Genomic DNA, 15329 nt, shown 5'->3' on the forward strand with positions numbered 1-15329 from the left:
TTCAGCTCATAGATGCTCAACTTCGTAGTCATGATGTAGGCAATATTTATAGTAGTTCAAAAAAGCTATTTGCATTTCTTCCTGCTAGTGCATCCCGAACAGTTATACCCCCCTTATATCTAGCTCCATCATGATAACGGTAAGATAACTCTTTGACTTTTACAGCATATCTTTCACGTAATAGCTGATACTTACTATTTACATGAACACTTGTTATATGATCTGTGCAATAGACAGTAGTAGCAATAGGAAATAGTAGCGCAGAACAAAGAATATCTGTTATTTGAATTGCAACATGATTATCGCTATGGCCATAAAGTGGCATTTCAATGACATTAGAATAAGCATCACCAGAAGATTTAAATTTTTGAGTGAAAATAGAATGAGAGACTTTGATGTTTAAATCATAACTTCTGCTATCCGCAATCATTATTCCTTTATCATCTTGCTCACTCAAAAAGTTTTGAAAATGACTATTTATATGTTGAATTGAGCGCGCATAAATAGACATCCCATTAATTGGCTTGTCTGGACTTTTAACGTATATATGGGGAAGGATTTTACATTGATGTCTATCTAGTAAAGCTAAAATTTTATCTAAGAAGCCTAAAGCTCTACGCTTATTATTACGATTTTTTTGTCTGATTGGTTTTCTTAAGTCCTCAGCGCCCTTGATTTCGTGTTTTACTATATCAAGATCATGAGTAAGAGATTTTGCCAATCTTGGGTTAAATTGCCGCTTTAAAGCTAAGAATTCATGAGTCAACTCATTCACTGATGATTCTGGAACTATCAAACCACATAACACAAAAACAGGTTGTATATCAGAGTTATAACTTGGAAGGTTACCTGTACAACCAGCTTCATCTATGTAGCAAATAAACAATTTTCATACCCCAGAAACAACTAAAGCCACATAAAGTGGCTTTAGGAACTGCCGCCCGTTTCCGGTTCGGCCATAATCGAACTAGTTCGATATCTGTTCATTAATACTAACACACTTTCAATGTCCGTCAATGTCTTTGGTTATGATGTATACATTGAGAATCGCTTTAAATGGCACACCCGAGAGGATTTGAACCTCCGGCCTCTCCCTCCGGAGGGGAGCGCTCTATCCAGCTGAGCTACGGGTGCATTATGATGTGAGCGCGTTGCGCTTCAAACTTGGAGTGCGTATTCTAATGGAAATTTCAAAGGATTCCAGTAGTTAGTAAAAACTTATTCACTATTCCTGCTAGCATCGTAAATACATCGCTACTTTCGCATTGGATATTTGCCTTGAGTCGTCTACAATCTTAACCCGCAATCAAGACCTATCTATTGTCTGTCTATTCTTGCTCACTTTCGAAAATGCTGTGAATTTTTGGCTTTAGCAAAAATAGTAGAATCGGATACAATGTTGGGCAGGGAAATAGCCAATAAACGAGACCCTATAAGTCTCTACCTTAGCCTAATATCAAGTTGTAAACATGCAAAATAGCTCATCCACATTTCGTCACTTTAATGCTTTAGATCATCACACCGCTTATGAACTAGATAAGCAGATTCAAAAAATCTGTGACGACTATGTGAGCAATACCAACATTTACCCAACTCAGGCCAAAGAGCTTTCTCCCACTATGCCTTTTGAGCCCGTTCCAGATACTGGCTCTACTCCTAAAGCGACCCTAGCACAGCTTGAATCAGAGGTGGTTCGCAATACGATTAACCTGAACTCACCTCACTTTATTGGGCACATGGCTTCCACCTTGCCAAATTTTGTGGCTCCGGTGGCTAAACTTGTGGCGACTTTGAATCAGAATCTCGTTAAGGTCGAAACATCTGGCGCCATCACCAGCCTAGAAAAACATTGTATCTCTATGATTCATCAAATGTTTTTCAATCGTAGTAACTTTTTTTATGAGCAACATAAGCAGTCCCATGAATCGCCAATAGGCATTATGACTTCAGGGGGCACCCTTGCTAATACAATGGCCTTACAATGTGCTCGAAACAATTCATTGGCCCAATTTGGTAATGTTGAAGAAGAAGGCGTTCACTCTGTCATGCAAAAGTCAGGGCATAAACGCAGCGTTATCATTTGCTCTGAGTTTGCCCATTATTCAGTCAAAAAAGCACTCGGTGCTCTTGGGCTGGGACGCGACAGTTTATTTTTAATCAAAGCGAACGCATCTCAACAAATAGACGTGCATGCACTAGCGGAAGCCGTAGAGACCTGTAAAGCAAACAATTGGCACGTAATCGCTATTCTAGCCGTAGCCGGTACGACCGAATGTGGCTCCTTCGACGACATTAACACAATGGCAGACATCGCCCAACAACATAAGATTCATTTTCATGTTGATGCGGCTTGGGGCGGAGCATTTGTTTTTTCGAAACATCACGCAGGCTTAATGAAAGGCATTGAGAAGGCAGATTCGATCACCATTGATGCCCACAAACAGTTGTATACACCCGTTGGCCTAGGCATTTTATTATTCAAAGAAAGCAGCGCTACCGCCAGCTTAAAAACGACCGCAAACTACATTATTAGAGAAGGCTCAAATGACTTGGGGCGCTACAATATAGAAGGGTCTCGACCAGCCATGGCCCTGCACTTGTATGTGGTTTTACAAGTACTCGGTAAAAAGGGCATCGCGGAAATTCTTGATAAGAACATCACCACTTGTGCAGATTTAGCTGATTACATTGAGTCCCAACCTAACTTTGAACTCGTTATTCGGCCACAAAGCAACATTCTGTTATATCGCCTGTTGCACCCCACAGATCAAGATGCCGACTTAAACGCGCTGAATGTCCAAATCCACCAGCAACAATTGGCTCTAGGTAAACACTTTGTTTCTCGCACCACCATCAATACGCCAGAGCGAGACAACCTAGTGTGTTTACGAGTCGTCATTGCCGACCCAACCACCAATCTCGACCACTGCATTGCAGTATTGGAAGAGCAAAAAGCGTTATTACAGGAAGTCGCACAAAGCTAGCTTCTTGCTAGCTTTAAAAAAACAAAGCTAACCATTCAACATGGCTTTCAAAGCCGACAAAGAGGCTTTTCCTCGCTCTTTTTTCTCGGCTTCGCCTTCATCGGCACGGCCCTCCCATACAAGATCTTCTTCTGGGAGTTCATCTAAAAGCGGATCACTAAGTTCTCGCTTAAGTCGATACTGTTTAAATTTATTTTTACTTGCTCTCTGTATTTGCATGTGACACTGTCGCCTGGAGACGCGACTAAGGATATAACAGTGTATTTTGAAGACAACACCAGCGAAAACTTTAAAGCTAACTTAAAACTCGCCTCCAGCTATTACCCTTCTATTGCTGAAATGTGCCGGCAGCTAGGTATTAATAGACAGCAGTTTATGAAGTACCTATCTGGTCGTGCATTTCCGACTCGCTATAACTTAAGAAGGATTTCTGATTTCTTTGGTTTTGAAGAGTATGAGCTGCTTATGCCTCATGATCAGTTCAGTAACATTCTCCGCTTAAAGCCAAAACACTCTGGGAACAACATTAACTTGCCCCCTGGAATCTCAGGACTATTAAAAGAAGCGCAAAGGCAACGCAGCTCATTAACCAAATTACATGGTTATTACTATGAGTACTATTTGTCCTTTTCTGCCCCCAGACATATTTTAAAAGCCTTAACCTACATCTATGACTGGAAGGACTACACCCTTTACAAGCGCATTGAAAGACTCAACCGAGAGGGTCGAATCGGGCCACAAGACCTGTATAAATACGCAGGAATAGTTTCAATGACCGGCGACCGAATTAACATGATTGACCGCGAAACATTAACTGGCTCGGAACTAACACAAAAAATCATGTATCCAAACTATCGTAACCGTGTATCAACACTCACTGGTTTGATTATTGGAGTTTCAGGTGCCGACGCACATGAGCCATCTTCTTCTAGGGTCGTTATGGAATACATTGGACGTACCGGTAACCTACGCCAAGCAATTTCGGAGTGTGGTATTTTCCCTGAAGACTCACCCGAGATACCTCAAGCTATTTATCGGCATTTAACAGCAGGAGGACGATTTAATGAGCCCCTACGCGCAGCTATTTTTAACCCAAGTAAAACAGAATAAGAACGGATAGCGCTATAAAAATCAGTAACCGAAGCTTATAAAGCTTCAAGTAGCTACATCTCCAGGCAATATACCCCAACGTAATAAAACGGGCTTTTGTTACACTCTTGCTTATCAAAACAGATACAAGATTAGGGTTTATTGTGGAAAATAACGACTCAAATACTTCACGTTCACTGTATAAAACGATTAAAGCTCAATTAGACAACATAAGGCTAGAAGATAGAAAGTGGCACTCCGTTGCAAAGCTGTTTACCGAGCAAGCTCTATTACAAGCTAAGGCCTACGACAAAAGAATGGCAAAAGGCGGCCAAGCTCGCTCCTTGGAAGGTCGTAGCTTTTTAGCAAAAGAATTGTTTGATATAAAAGGCTACGCAACTCAATTTGGATCAAAAAATTACCCTAGCGAAATAGCAAGCAAAGATGCCGCCTGTATTGCTAGGCTTAAATCTTGCGGCGCTATTCTGCTAGGTACCAACAACATGGTCGAGTTTGCTATTGGTAGCTGGGGCACCAATTCCATTACGGGAACACCTTGGAACCCAGCAGATCCAATTATTCATCGAGCACCTGGCGGTTCTAGTAGTGGTTCAGCAGTTTCTGTTGCGGCTAATATGACTTCGGTCGCAATTGGCAGTGATACAGGTGGCTCCATCAGAATACCCGCAAGTTTATGTGGTGTTATTGGTTTTAAACCCACTACTGGACTAATCCCTACTACTGGTACAGCGCAACTGGGCCCTTTTTTCGATACCATTGGACCTATAACACGTAATGTTAATGACGCTCGTTTATTTACCGAAGCCATGGCAGAAAAAAAACTATCTCATGTTGAAGTTAGTTTAGCCAGTTTACGCATTGCAACAGTTAAACAGCAAGATCTTGAACCAATAGATAATGAAATTCTTGAAACCTTTAATAAGGCTATTTCAAGGCTTAAAGACCTTGGGGTTAAAATAGTAGAGCTAGAGTTGCCGGTGACATTTCAAGACTTTCAAAAGCTTAATGGCGACATTGTTGCTTATGAAATATACCAGCATATTGGTGATATTGCCGATAACAGGCAGTGCAATATTGACCCCTACATACGACAGAGAGTCTTAGCTGGCAAGAGCATATCTGCAAGTGAATATCAAAAGAGTATATCAACACTTAAACAGTTAAGAAGCCGTATGGATAGACACTTTGGAAAGTTCGACGTCATTGCGCTACCTGGCACACCAATATGTGCTCCACCGATCACTGAGATTGATGAAAACCAGATTCCCATGTCAAGATACACTCGAATCGCTAATTGCTTAGACTTATGTGCTATTTCATTACCTTTAGGAAAATCTCTTGCGAAGCTACCTATAGGGTGGCAACTCTGTGCTCCAGCAAACCAAGATGCCATGCTACTATCTTTATCTCAGCTCATCGAGTCTGATGCGGTCTTAGGCCAAGAGCTTAAAAGCTTAGACTAGTTACAATCTCTCCTAGAACCGGAAAAACGCCCTTCTGATCCATCAAATTCTTCCGAATAACCTCCTTTAGAAGAGGGCAAGGGATGAGAGGGCAGGCTCTACATGTAGAATCATATCAATTTTGGAACACTGTATTCTTAATTTCCCCTCCCTTTTTGGCAGTATAAACATATAGCTCTATAAGCAGCTTTGAAAACCAAACAGCCAAAATACCAGTACACAAAACTAACACTTATTATGTCTAACCCTTTCTCGACTTCTCATAACTGAAACCCTTTTCCAGCTATGCAATGCTCTTGTCGCAATGTATCTCTGCTCAATAAAAAGCCGCGCCACCACAAAAAAAACACTCATTAGAATCTTTTAAAGCTTCAGGTAGCGTCATCTAACCTAGAGACTAAGCAATATTCATTAGCTAGACTTTTTTAAAGCTCAAGAACAAACCAATTAATAACAAGTGGGGTAAAACATGTTAGAAAAAAAACGTATCTGGAATAAACTAAAAACCATTTCCCTTAGCACGATGACACTCCTAACTCTTTCCGCTTCCATAGAGTCGAGTGCTGCTAATCTTCGCCTTAAGTTTGCTGGCACCCTGCCTGTTGAACATGAGGGGTCAAAAATAATGGAGCAAATTGCAGAAGAAATTGAAGGAGCAGACGTCGGTCTAAGAGTCAGTACTTTTCCAGCTAACCAACTCGGCTCTGGTGAAGAGCTTTTAGAAGATGCAATGCGAGGCAATATTGATTTTGTAATGGGGTTTATTTATTCACATAAAGATCCAACCTTTGAAATCAATTCAATGCCCTATCTAGTGAGCTCATGGGATGAAATGGAAAAAACTGTACGCAACCCTAACTCAGTATTCAATCAAATCATTAGTGAAAGCCTACAAGGTCTCGGATTACGTTTAATTCAAAACAACCCGGAAGGTTTTTCTAACCTAGTATCTATGGTTAAACCAAAAGACTATGCAGGTCTAGGTGACAAAGAAATGCTGTCCCGAGTATGGTCGTCCCAAGCAGTGAAAGACAGTATGGAAGCAATTGGCTTTAACACAACAACAATCGCATACGCAGAGATATTTGCAGCAGTTCAATCTGGTGTTGTGGATGGGGCTATTTGCTGTACAAAACAGTCAGCGGATAAAATTTTCGCTAAATCAGGTGTTGGTAAATACTTTATTGACTACAACGCCTTCATGGAAATGACAACCTTTTATGGTTCGCAAAAAACTTGGGACAAAATGAACGCAGAACAGCAGCAGGTTGTTCAGGCAGCTTTCGATAAAGCAGCTGATCAATACTTTGCTTATAACAAAGCTAACGATGAGAAATATGCCAAAGAGCTGCTTAAAGCAGGTTACGAAATTCTGACCCTGAGCCCTGACGAACTAGCAACCATGAGCAAGCATGTACGTGAAACAGTCTGGCCTTCGATGGCTGAGGTTGTCGGTCAAGATACCATTGACCGCTTAAAAGCAGATTTAAAGTAGCACATCGCAACCGCGAGCTTTGGGGGCGAGGCCACCCAAAGCTCTCTCCCCTTAGAATACATAATCCTCAGGTTATTACATGACTAGTCAGAACAGTCCCAAGCTACCAGACGAGAACCCTATGCTGCTTACTATTCAGAAGGTTATGAACTTCATCATAATCTTTTCAGGTTGCATTATGGCCTTAACTTTTTTCTTCGTAGTGATCCTTAGGTATGGTTTTAATGCCAACCTATTTGCGTATGAAGAATGGCTCATGGTCGTGGCCTTCTGGATGTTCTTTACCGCTAGTGCGGTGGCAACACGGGATGACGTGCACATAAACGCCGACATTTTAGGCATTTTCATCAAAAAAACTAAAACCGCCTGGCTCCATAAAGTCTCGGTCAAAACAATTGAGCTACTTATCCTTCTGTACCTCACTTATCTTGGTTATGTCATGATCATGGAGGAAATTGCTGTTTACCCAATGTGGCAAAAATCTATTGCCTTGAAAATTCCTTTTATTGTTCCCCGTTTAGGAATCTCTGTAGGCTTTTTCATGATGACTGTTTTTACCGCCCTTCACCTTTATTCACTATTAAAAAAGGGACCTTCAGATACTTCCAAAAACATAATTTCTAATTCGGAGGCTCAATCATGATCATTTTCGGTAGTCTAATCGTTTTATGCATTCTGCTTCTAATCGGCATTTCAGTACCTTTAGCGTTCGGTGGCATCATGGTGTTACTAGCGACTTTTGGCGACTTCGATGTAACAGGGTATTTACCTTCTGGCCATTGGAAAATGAACTCCCTAGTACTTCTAGCAATTCCCCTATTCATCATTGCTGGTGCAGTAATGGAGCGAGGAAAAATAGCAGAGCCCTTAGTTAATTTAGCAGAACTGATGGTTGGACACATAAGAGGAGGGTTGTCAGTAGCAACGGTTGTTGCTAGTGGCATTTTTGGTTCCATTTCAGGCAGCGGTAGTGCGACACTTAACTGCATCGGCAGTGTCATGATGCCTCACCTTAGAAAAGCTAAATACCCTGCAGGACTAAGTGCAGCACTAATAACAAATGCAAGCCCGTTAGGCATGTTGATTCCACCTAGCTCGTCCCATATTTTATACGCGTGGGTATCTCAACAATCCGTATTGAAGTGTTTCATGTCTACTCTCCTGCCAGGCATTATTCTTATTATATTGTTATGTGTAGTTAACCAACTACAGCTAAGAAAACATAAAAACCTTGCGTTAAGCCCTAAACCTTCTGAGTTCAAATTCCAATTAAAAAAGCGCTCTAAAAAGGCATTTCCTGCATTATTAATGCCTGTATTTATACTGGGTGGGATTTATGGAGGAGTAATGACACCCACCGAGGCTGCAGGGTTCGCTGTTATTTATGCGATCCCAGTTGCTATTTACATCTATCAGGGTATGACTTGGGACTCTTTCAGAAGCACAATGCTAAAAGCGGGAGTAACGGTCGGTGTTGTTATGACCATGATATTTATGGTCCTAATTGTTAGCCGTTTTCTTATGTTTGAAGACATCCCCGGCATTGCCGAAGACTTTGTTTACTCCATTTCGGAAAATCCCATCGTGATATTACTCATGGTTAACCTAGTCCTAATACTCATAGGCATGTTAATGGATGATATTAGTGGGCTCCTACTCTCTACTCCAATTTTATTGCCAATAGTAGAAAGTGCAGGCATGGATCCTATTCATTTTGCAGCAGTACTTGGAGTAAATCTAGGGATGGCAAACGTAACCCCACCTACGGCCCCGAACCTATACCTGGGTGCACGTATTACGGAAACACCCGTCGTTGAAATGCTTAAACCGACTATGATTTTTATCGCTTTTGCCTGGCTCCCAACTTTAATGCTCACCACTTTTATCCCCGAACTTTCGTTATTCTTACCTGAACTGCTACTAGGGTAAGACCATTAAACGAGAGTCAGTTCGCTAGGTTGACTTAGTAATCAGCCAGCCTAGCGGTAAGGAAGTCAACGCAAAATAAGCCTCTTTGTTATATGGATCGCTGCTAGCAAAGCTAACCACTCAACATGGCTTTCAAAGCCGACAAAGAGGCTTTTCCTCGCTCTTTTTTCTCGGCTTCGCCTTCGTCTGCACGGCCTTCCCATACAAGGTCTTCTTCTGGGAGTTCATCTAAAAAACGGCTTGGTAGGCAGTCAATCTCTTCGCCATACTGACGACGCTTCGCCGCTAGAGTAATACAAAGGCTTTTCTTAGCTCGGGTAATCCCCACATAAGCAAGACGTCGCTCTTCTTCAATATCATCGTTTTCAATGCTGTTTCGATGGGGCAAAAGTTCTTCTTCACAGCCGATCAGAAAAACATGTGGGTATTCCAACCCTTTGGAAGCATGCAGTGTGAGTAGCTGAACTTTATCTTCGTCTTCTTCCTCTTCTTGCCTTTCAAGCATGTCGATTAACAACAACTTGTTAATGGCTTGATCTAGCCCGGCATTTTCGTCTTCTTCCCAGGCAGATTCCATCATGCGCTGGATAGATTCCAATAAGAAGCGCACGTTTTCAATGCGTCGCTCAGCCGCTTTAGTCGAGGAAGATTGCTCCTGAATCCAGCCATAGTAATCCATGTCGTGAATCATCTGTTCTATCACAGGAACTGGCGAAGCACCTTCTAAACGCCTACGCAGATTAGACAACCATTTTTCAAACTCTTGTATGCTATGAAGTGAACGCCCACTTACTGTCTCCGCAAGCTCTGCATAGCTTGCTGCTTCAAAAAGACTCACCCCTCTAGCATTAGCCAGGTTGCCGACTTTCTCAAGAGTGGCAGGGCCAATTTCACGCCTTGGCAAGTTAACAATACGTAAAAATGCGTTATCGTCGTCAGGATTAACTAAGAGGCGCAAATACCCCATCAGGTCTTTTATTTCTGCTCGCGCGAAGAAAGACGTTCCGCCATTCATTTTATAGGGAATACGATAGGCTTGCAGTTTAATCTCTAATAAGCGCGCTTGATGATTACCACGATACAAAATCGCAAAGTCTCGATAAGGAATATCGTAGCGCAAATGCTTCGCTTGAATCTCTGCGGCAACACGCTCGGACTCGGCATCTTCATTACGGGTAACCATAACTCGAATTGGTTCTCCAACGCCTAAATCACTCCATAATGCCTTATCATAAACGTGAGGGTTATTGGCAATCAGTGTGTTGGCCGCCTTAAGTATGGTTTTGGTAGAGCGGTAATTCTGCTCAAGCTTTACCATTTTTAAATTAGGATAATCCGTAGAAAGGCGTTCGAGGTTTTCAGGACGAGCCCCTCGCCAAGCATAAATGGACTGGTCGTCGTCCCCAACTAGGGTAAAACAGCGTCGGAACCCCGCTAATAAACGAATTAATTCATACTGGCTGGCATTGGTATCTTGGCACTCATCCACCAGTAAATAGCGCACTTTATTCTGCCAACGCTCACGCAGTGCTTCGTCAGCCATTAACAGGCTCACTGGCAATAAAATAAGGTCATCAAAGTCTACTGCATTGTAAGCACGCAAATACCTTTGATACTGTCCATAGACTTGTGCTGCTAAAAGTATTTCTTCTGTATCTGCGTGCGTTACCGCTTCACTCGGCGCTGTTAGATCGTTTTTCCAATTGGAAATCGTATTTTGACAGTAGGCCGCAGCATCTCCTTGCTCGTTAAATTCTTTTTCCAGAATTTCTTTCACCAGGCTTAAAGAGTCTTGCGAGTCGAACAAGGTAAAGCCTTCTTTTAATCCTGCTCGACGATACTCTTTGCGTAAAATGCGTAAACCCAGATTATGGAAAGTAGAAATACTCAACCCACGACTCTCGGTTTTAGATAGCATACCGACCACCCGCTCTTTCATTTCTCGGGCTGCTTTATTGGTAAAGGTCACCGCAATAATACTGCTGGCTTTAAAGCCACAAGTCTGTATTAGATAGGCAATTTTGGTCGTAATTACACTGGTTTTTCCTGAACCCGCTCCGGCCAACACCAACAAGGGGCCATCTATTTGCTTTACCGCATCGAGCTGGCGGTCGTTCAGGTTTTTCAACCTATGGCTAATGGATAAAACGGGGTCTGACATAGATAACCTAGCGTATAAAAGAAGATAAAATTCGACGTCTAGTTTACCTGACATCACCTCCAGCCGCACAGAAATTACTTTTTTATAGACAAAAAAAAGAGCAAACTCTATAGAAGAGCTGCTCTATCAACAAGGGAATTAGAATAAAGAAAAGCTATTTTTCATCTTGCTCTTCTAAAGGTCGGCGACTCCAGTAGCTGGCAAGTAATGAGCCTGAAATGTTATGCCAAACACTAAAGATACTGCCTGGTAGTGCAGCCAAAGGCGTAAAGAATTTGATCGCCAAAGCTGCGGCTAAACCAGAGTTTTGCAAACCGACTTCAAAAGCAATAGTACGGCACACCTTTGCATCAAAACCTAGTAAATGCGTGACCCAGTAGCCCAAAACTAAGCCAATTGCGTTGTGAATAATGACAGCAGCAATAACCAATAGGCCAACTTCCACTAGTTTGCCGGCACTCAATGCCACCACAATAGCAATGATCAACACGATGGCAAACATAGAAATATACGGAAAAACGCCCTCAACCTTGCGGATCACATTACCAAAAAATGAATTTAGAACCACACCAGCCGCTACAGGTAAAAGTACAATCTTCACCAAGCTCATTAGCATGGCAGATACCGGCACATCGACACTTTGGCCTATCATCAACGACACTAAGAAAGGGGTTAACACAACACCAAGCAAGGTTGAAATTGCGGTCATAGAAATAGACAACGCCGTGTCACCTTTTGCCAAATAACACATCACATTTGAAGACGTACCACCAGCAACACTGCCCACAAGCAGCATACCTACTGTCAGTTCAGAATCAAAACCAAAACTTGCCGCCACAATAAAGGCCGCCAATGGCATCACTAAAAACTGTAACAAAACGCCCACTAGAACAGCATTTCGGTTTTTTACTACTTGCTTAAAATCTTTCGGACTTAGGGTCAGCCCCATTGCTAGCATAATGATAATAAGTAGAGGAACAATTTCAGTTTTTAAGCCAACAAACCAACTTGGTTGAAAAAAAGCAATCACAGACAACAACAAAGCCCAAAACGGGAACAACTGAATAACCATGAAACATCTCCATTCAAACATCACCCTACTCGAAATGAGGGTGACGTTAGCATCTTCATTGATAATAAAAGAGGCAACTAATGCGCTACTTTTGCTCTCCAATCATTGCAATCGCGCAAAAATGGGGCATAAATTGTAACGAATTGTTATTAAATATGACAGAAAAACAACACTAAAATGACAATAAGAGTGCTGTTCCCCATTCATCGGAGGTGTTATTCGGCTCAATCCAAGTGCGGCGACCATCGGAAGTGCTCTCAGAATCCGCAATACTCCAGTGTCGATAATAAGGCTCAATAATTAACGCTGCACCTTGAGAGTTAATCGTTTTTTCAAACGCTAAGGAAAAGCGATAGCCATGGCCTTCATTTTGGTCCAGCCGAATATCGGTATAACCTGGAATAGAGCCAAGGTAAGAGGTATTGCGGCCGAAAATAAAATTATCATACTCAGCTCGGCCACTGACCGACCAATCCGTACCTGAAACGAAGGTTTTTAGCTCAAGTCCAATGGGGTTATAAAAGTAAATCTGTTTGCGCTTATAACCTCTATGTCCTGTGGTAGACACCCTGCCTTCTGCATTGTCGACCAGTTCACGATAACCTAAACCAATAAAGACTGTAAGGTAGCGAGCATTAGAAAGTGGTATGCTGTGTCCTGCCAAAGCTCTGGCTTCAAACAAATGGTTATCTATGCCTTCAATTCGCCCTGTACCTTGGTAATCCATAGCACCGTCCCCATAGCTTATTTCAAGGGACAGTAAAGACGCAGCTTGATAGACGGTTACCTGCCCTGTCAGGCCGGTCAGTGAACCCTCTTCCTCCATGACGCCAGGCTCTTCATAGTGAATTAAAGATAAATAAGGTCCTGCGGTCACTTCAAGGTACTCGATATCCGCCCAACTCGGCATGCTCAAACAACTCGCTATTACCCCTAAACAAAGCATGTTATACCGCACAGTATTCTCCCTTTTATAACCTTAATATAAGAATAGCAAGCTTCAAATAAGGAAGCACCTTTTGCCGTTATTAAGCAGAGCTGTTAACCGTCAATTCGCGCTAAGGTTTTCTCCATTTTGCGATAGCTTAGTGACTCCATTAAATGCGCTCTTTGCACTGGACTGTTGGCAAGGTCAGCCAAGGTTAAAGCGACCTTAAGCACTCGATGATACGCTCTTGCGGATAACTTTAGCGACTCCAATGCTTGTTGCATAAACACTTTATCAGCCTCGCTCAAAGCACAAATTGACTCAAGTTGTCGGCCTGTTAGCTGTGCATTCTGGACACCCTGACGTTGTCGCTGGCGCGCAACCGCCAACTCGACTCTTTGGCGAATACTGGCGCTGGACTCTCCTAACTTGCTTTCATCTACTAACACCTCCGATGGTAAAGGGGGTACTTCCACATGCAGGTCTATACGGTCTAAAAAAGGTGCTGAGAGCTTTCTTAAATACTTTTGGCTCGCGCTCGACTGATAATAATCATCGCCACCGCTGTAGGCTTCATTGCTAGCGTTCATTGCCGCCACTAACTGAAAACGTGCTGGGTAGGATACCTGCCCTCTTGCTCTAGACAGGTGCACTTCGCCACTTTCAAGAGGTTCGCGCAACACTTCTAACACGCGCCGATCAAACTCAGGTAATTCATCCAAAAAAAGCACTCCGCAATGAGCTAAAGAGGCTTCACCTGGTTTAGGTATCGAGCCACCACCCACTAACGCTGCGGCTGAGCAAGAATGGTGCGGAGAACGAAATGGCCGCTCAGACCAATGCCAGTCCAACCCCATTTTTCGGCCAGCTACCGATTGAACAGCGGCTACTTGTAACGCTTCTTTTTCCGTCATTAAAGGCATAATACTCGGTAGGCGAGACGCTAACATGGTCTTACCTGTTCCTGCTGGCCCAATAAAAAGCAAATTGTGTCCGCCCGCTGCTGCGACTTCCAAGGCTCTTCTGGCTTGATACTGCCCCTTAACATCTTGCATGTCTTTATGCTCTAGCGGCAGTACACTGTTTCTTAAACTGTCACACGAAGGTAATGGCCCATGTTTTAATAAATGCGCTGTCACCGTCACTAAATTACTGGCATGAACACTGTTGCCTTCCACCAATGCTGCTTCACCTTGATTTCCAGAAGGTAAAATCAACTGTCGATTGGCCTTCTCGCAAGCAATTGCAGACGGCAGCAATCCAGTGACAGCGCGAATATCACCAGACAACGCCAGTTCACCAATAAACTCATAGCCCCTTAAATTGATATCGCCCAGCTGCCCAGAAGCCGACAAAATACTGATCGCAATGGCCAAATCATAGCGCCCACCTTCTTTGGGTAAATCGGCAGGGGCCAGGTTTATCGTGACCCTGCGAGTTGGAAATTCAAACTTGCTGTTAATAATGGCACTGCGTACTCGATCTTTCGATTCTCGTACCGCGGCTTCAGGGAGCCCCACAATGTTTAAAGACGGTAAGCCATTCGAAATATGAGTTTCGACCGTTACCAAAGGAGAGGAAACGCCCACTCGGGCGCGGCTGTAAATAGTAGCTAGACTCATGATCACTCCTTGATCAAATTTAATAGCGTTTGGTCTGTTACTCGTTCACTAACAAACCACCACCCTACTTAGTCTAGACCCTTTTTACTTTTCTAGTTCATCTAATCGAGCTTCTAACTCTGCCAGACGAGCACGGTACTTAGCCAACATTGCAGCTTGCACCTCAAATTCCTCCCGTGTGACTAGGTCCATTTTAGTAAGCGTGTTTTGCGCAACCTGATGCAACTGGGCTTGAATCTCATCCTTTGGTAGTTTACCCAAAGTATCTGCGGCTTGTTCAAGCCCTGCACCCAACTGCTTAATAAACTGATCTATCATTAGACTATCTCTACTCATTAAAAGATACCGCCATTATAAAAGCCATTCTCCGCCCTGTCTCCCACAACCTGCCACCACAATCGCATTGAGTAATTTGCTCCGGTTCGCGAAGCGAATCTGTCGCCGAGGGCGCAGCCCTCGTATAACGCCAACGCAATTTGGTTCAATCATGGGCGCAGTGCACCCAACGGCGCATTACGGCCTGCGGCCTAACGGCGCCCTACGATTTGGTGGTGCATTACAAATT

The 15329-nt window shown here is 43.0% G+C and carries 13 protein-coding genes and 1 tRNA gene; 6 read left to right on the plus strand and 8 right to left on the minus strand.

Annotation, left to right across the window (positions count from 1 at the left end):
• Positions 1 to 46 precede the first annotated feature (46 nt).
• On the minus strand, positions 47 to 886 hold the full coding sequence (locus ACYVGZ_RS12280) for a DUF3800 domain-containing protein (protein ID WP_460755944.1): 840 nt from the start codon (positions 884 to 886) through the stop codon (positions 47 to 49).
• 171 nt (positions 887 to 1057) lie between these two features.
• A tRNA-Arg gene (locus ACYVGZ_RS12285) sits at positions 1058 to 1134 on the minus strand.
• 335 nt (positions 1135 to 1469) lie between these two features.
• Between ACYVGZ_RS12285 and ACYVGZ_RS12290 the strand changes: the two genes are divergently transcribed.
• Positions 1470 to 2984, plus strand: a complete 1515-nt coding sequence (locus tag ACYVGZ_RS12290; RefSeq protein ID WP_460755947.1) for an aminotransferase class V-fold PLP-dependent enzyme — start codon at positions 1470 to 1472, stop codon at positions 2982 to 2984.
• Between the two features lie 27 nt (positions 2985 to 3011).
• On the opposite strand, the gene ACYVGZ_RS12295 is transcribed toward ACYVGZ_RS12290, so the two are convergent.
• The gene (locus tag ACYVGZ_RS12295) at positions 3012 to 3203 is read right to left on the minus strand and encodes a hypothetical protein (protein WP_460755949.1); all 192 of its coding nucleotides are present in this window, start codon (positions 3201 to 3203) and stop codon (positions 3012 to 3014) included.
• 39 nt (positions 3204 to 3242) lie between these two features.
• Here ACYVGZ_RS12295 and ACYVGZ_RS12300 point away from each other — a divergent pair, with 39 nt between their 5' ends.
• The 5 genes from ACYVGZ_RS12300 (at position 3243) to ACYVGZ_RS12320 (ending at position 8981) form a co-directional block, all read left to right on the plus strand.
• On the plus strand, positions 3243 to 4094 hold the full coding sequence (locus ACYVGZ_RS12300; RefSeq protein ID WP_460755952.1) for an XRE family transcriptional regulator: 852 nt from the start codon (positions 3243 to 3245) through the stop codon (positions 4092 to 4094).
• Between the two features lie 143 nt (positions 4095 to 4237).
• On the plus strand, positions 4238 to 5557 hold the full coding sequence (locus tag ACYVGZ_RS12305; protein WP_460755954.1) for an amidase: 1320 nt from the start codon (positions 4238 to 4240) through the stop codon (positions 5555 to 5557).
• Between the two features lie 469 nt (positions 5558 to 6026).
• Positions 6027 to 7052, plus strand: coding sequence for a TRAP transporter substrate-binding protein DctP (gene dctP / locus ACYVGZ_RS12310; RefSeq protein WP_460755957.1), 1026 nt, complete (start codon positions 6027 to 6029; stop codon positions 7050 to 7052).
• A gap of 178 nt (positions 7053 to 7230) precedes the next feature.
• Positions 7231 to 7695, plus strand: coding sequence for a TRAP transporter small permease (locus ACYVGZ_RS12315; RefSeq protein ID WP_460755959.1), 465 nt, complete (start codon positions 7231 to 7233; stop codon positions 7693 to 7695).
• Positions 7692 to 8981, plus strand: a complete 1290-nt coding sequence (locus ACYVGZ_RS12320) for a TRAP transporter large permease (RefSeq protein WP_460755962.1) — start codon at positions 7692 to 7694, stop codon at positions 8979 to 8981. The genes ACYVGZ_RS12315 and ACYVGZ_RS12320 overlap by 4 nt, the downstream gene beginning before the upstream one ends.
• Positions 8982 to 9093: 112 nt before the next feature.
• On the opposite strand, the gene rep is transcribed toward ACYVGZ_RS12320, so the two are convergent.
• From rep to ACYVGZ_RS12345, 5 genes are all read right to left on the minus strand, one after another.
• Positions 9094 to 11142, minus strand: a complete 2049-nt coding sequence (gene rep, locus ACYVGZ_RS12325; RefSeq protein WP_460755965.1) for a DNA helicase Rep — start codon at positions 11140 to 11142, stop codon at positions 9094 to 9096.
• Positions 11143 to 11296: 154 nt separating this feature from the next.
• Positions 11297 to 12214: a bile acid:sodium symporter family protein gene (locus tag ACYVGZ_RS12330; RefSeq protein ID WP_460755968.1), complete on the minus strand. Its 918-nt coding sequence runs from the start codon at positions 12212 to 12214 to the stop codon at positions 11297 to 11299.
• 172 nt (positions 12215 to 12386) lie between these two features.
• Positions 12387 to 13172 carry a hypothetical protein gene (locus ACYVGZ_RS12335; RefSeq protein ID WP_460755970.1) on the minus strand — a complete coding sequence of 262 codons (786 nt, stop codon included), beginning with the start codon at positions 13170 to 13172 and terminating at the stop codon, positions 12387 to 12389.
• Positions 13173 to 13255: 83 nt separating this feature from the next.
• Positions 13256 to 14764 carry a YifB family Mg chelatase-like AAA ATPase gene (locus tag ACYVGZ_RS12340; protein ID WP_460755973.1) on the minus strand — a complete coding sequence of 503 codons (1509 nt, stop codon included), beginning with the start codon at positions 14762 to 14764 and terminating at the stop codon, positions 13256 to 13258.
• 84 nt (positions 14765 to 14848) lie between these two features.
• Entirely contained in the window at positions 14849 to 15082 is a 234-nt protein-coding gene (locus ACYVGZ_RS12345) for an accessory factor UbiK family protein (protein ID WP_460755976.1), read from the minus strand.
• Positions 15083 to 15329: the final 247 nt, after the last annotated feature.

This window comes from Marinomonas epiphytica, from assembly GCF_054780655.1.

Bases quoted from the DNA above. Each gene is read 5' to 3' on its own strand.
- ACYVGZ_RS12290 (WP_460755947.1), top strand. From the start codon at position 1,470: ATGCAAAATAGCTCATCCACATTTCGTCACTTTAATGCTTTAGATCAT.
- ACYVGZ_RS12295 (WP_460755949.1), bottom strand. From the start codon at position 3,203: ATGCAAATACAGAGAGCAAGTAAAAATAAATTTAAACAGTATCGACTT.
- dctP (WP_460755957.1), top strand. From the start codon at position 6,027: ATGTTAGAAAAAAAACGTATCTGGAATAAACTAAAAACCATTTCCCTT.
- ACYVGZ_RS12315 (WP_460755959.1), top strand. From the start codon at position 7,231: ATGGCCTTAACTTTTTTCTTCGTAGTGATCCTTAGGTATGGTTTTAAT.
- ACYVGZ_RS12320 (WP_460755962.1), top strand. From the start codon at position 7,692: ATGATCATTTTCGGTAGTCTAATCGTTTTATGCATTCTGCTTCTAATC.
- rep (WP_460755965.1), bottom strand. From the start codon at position 11,142: ATGTCAGACCCCGTTTTATCCATTAGCCATAGGTTGAAAAACCTGAAC.
- ACYVGZ_RS12330 (WP_460755968.1), bottom strand. From the start codon at position 12,214: ATGGTTATTCAGTTGTTCCCGTTTTGGGCTTTGTTGTTGTCTGTGATT.
- ACYVGZ_RS12340 (WP_460755973.1), bottom strand. From the start codon at position 14,764: ATGAGTCTAGCTACTATTTACAGCCGCGCCCGAGTGGGCGTTTCCTCT.
- ACYVGZ_RS12345 (WP_460755976.1), bottom strand. From the start codon at position 15,082: ATGATAGATCAGTTTATTAAGCAGTTGGGTGCAGGGCTTGAACAAGCC.